Below are 1,794 nucleotides of genomic sequence, written 5' to 3'. Positions count from 1 at the left end.
AAAGTCGCCCTGTCAGGAGGTTTTATGTTACTGGCAGGCGCTATTTTTGTCCTGACCATTGTTTTGGTTATCTGGCAACCAAAGGGATTAGGGATCGGCTGGAGTGCAATGCTGGGCGCGGGACTGGCTCTGATATCTGGCGTTGTGCATGTGGGCGATATTCCGGTGGTGTGGAATATCGTCTGGAACGCGACGGCGACCTTTATTGCCGTGATTATTATCAGCCTGCTGCTTGATGAGTCCGGCTTTTTCGAATGGGCGGCATTGCATGTTTCGCGCTGGGGTAACGGTCGTGGCCGTTTGCTCTTTACGTATATCGTTCTGCTTGGTGCAGCGGTGGCGGCACTGTTTGCCAACGATGGTGCGGCACTTATTCTGACGCCGATAGTCATCGCCATGCTGCTGGCATTAGGGTTCAGCAAAGGCACGACACTGGCATTCGTCATGGCTGCCGGGTTTATTGCCGATACAGCCAGCCTGCCGCTTATCGTGTCCAACCTGGTTAACATCGTTTCTGCAGACTTCTTTGGACTGGGCTTCACCGAGTATGCGTCGGTAATGGTGCCGGTGGATATTGCAGCCATTGTTGCCACGTTGGTTATGCTGCATTTGTTCTTCCGCAAGGATATCCCACCGACTTACGACCTGGCTCTTCTGAAAGCACCGGCAAAAGCGATTAAAGATCTGGCAACCTTCAGAACCGGCTGGATAGTTTTAATACTTCTGCTGGTTGGGTTCTTTGTCCTTGAGCCGCTTGGTATTCCCGTTAGCGCGATTGCGGCTGTTGGAGCTGTGATCCTGTTTGCAGTAGCTAAACGAGGCCATGCCATTAAAACTGGCAAAGTGCTGCGCGGTGCGCCATGGCAGATCGTCATCTTCTCATTGGGGATGTACCTGGTGGTCTACGGTCTGCGCAACGCCGGGCTAACCGAATACCTTTCAGGTGTGCTGAATGTACTTGCGGATAAAGGACTCTGGGCTGCAACGCTGGGTACTGGCTTCCTGACGGCTTTCCTGTCTTCCATCATGAACAACATGCCTACCGTGCTGGTTGGCGCTCTTTCTATCGATGGAAGCACCGCAACAGGCGTTATCAAAGAAGCGATGATCTACGCCAACGTGATTGGCTGCGATCTGGGACCTAAAATTACACCTATTGGTAGCCTGGCAACGCTGCTCTGGCTGCATGTCCTTTCACAGAAGAATATGACCATCACCTGGGGATACTATTTCCGCACCGGGATCGTCATGACTCTGCCTGTGCTGTTTGTAACGCTGGCAGCGCTGGCGCTACGTCTCTCTTTCACTTTGTAATGAGATACTGATATGAGCAACATCACCATTTATCACAACCCGGCCTGCGGCACGTCGCGTAATACGCTGGAGATGATCCGCAACAGTGGTAATGAACCGACCGTTATTCATTACCTTGAAAATCCACCGTCACGCGATGAGCTGGTCAAACTCATTGCAGATATGGGCATTTCAGTCCGGGCTTTGCTGCGCAAAAACGTCGAGCCTTATGAAGAACTGGGGCTTGAGGAAGATAAGTTTACTGACGATCAGTTAATCGATTTTATGCTTCAGCATCCGATCCTGATTAACCGTCCGATTGTGGTGACACCGTTGGGAACGCGTCTGTGCCGCCCTTCCGAAGTGGTACTGGATATTCTTCCGGATGCGCAAAAAGGCGCATTTGCTAAGGAAGACGGCGAGAAAGTAGTAGATGAGGCAGGGAAACGGCTGAAATAACCGAAAGGGGGGGGGGGGCCCCCTCTCTCCCCCCCCCCCCCG

At 52.5% G+C, this 1,794-nt stretch carries 2 protein-coding genes; both read left to right on the top strand.

What is annotated here, in order from left to right; translation table 11 throughout:
* Positions 1–24: 24 nt before the first annotated feature.
* Positions 25–1,314 carry an arsenite efflux transporter membrane subunit ArsB gene (gene arsB / locus HMPREF9538_RS21195; protein ID WP_004152098.1) on the top strand — a complete coding sequence of 430 codons (1,290 nt, stop codon included), beginning with the start codon at positions 25–27 and terminating at the stop codon, positions 1,312–1,314.
* A 12-nt stretch (positions 1,315–1,326) separates the two neighbouring features.
* On the top strand, positions 1,327–1,752 hold the full coding sequence (gene arsC / locus HMPREF9538_RS21200) for a glutaredoxin-dependent arsenate reductase (protein WP_004152097.1): 426 nt from the start codon (positions 1,327–1,329) through the stop codon (positions 1,750–1,752).
* Positions 1,753–1,794: the final 42 nt, after the last annotated feature.

The organism is Klebsiella sp. MS 92-3, assembly GCF_000195655.1.
Taxonomy (GTDB): Bacteria; Pseudomonadota; Gammaproteobacteria; order Enterobacterales; family Enterobacteriaceae; genus Klebsiella; species Klebsiella pneumoniae.
Note: the sequence above shows the minus strand (reverse complement) of the source record. Positions and strands in the feature narration are given on the sequence as shown.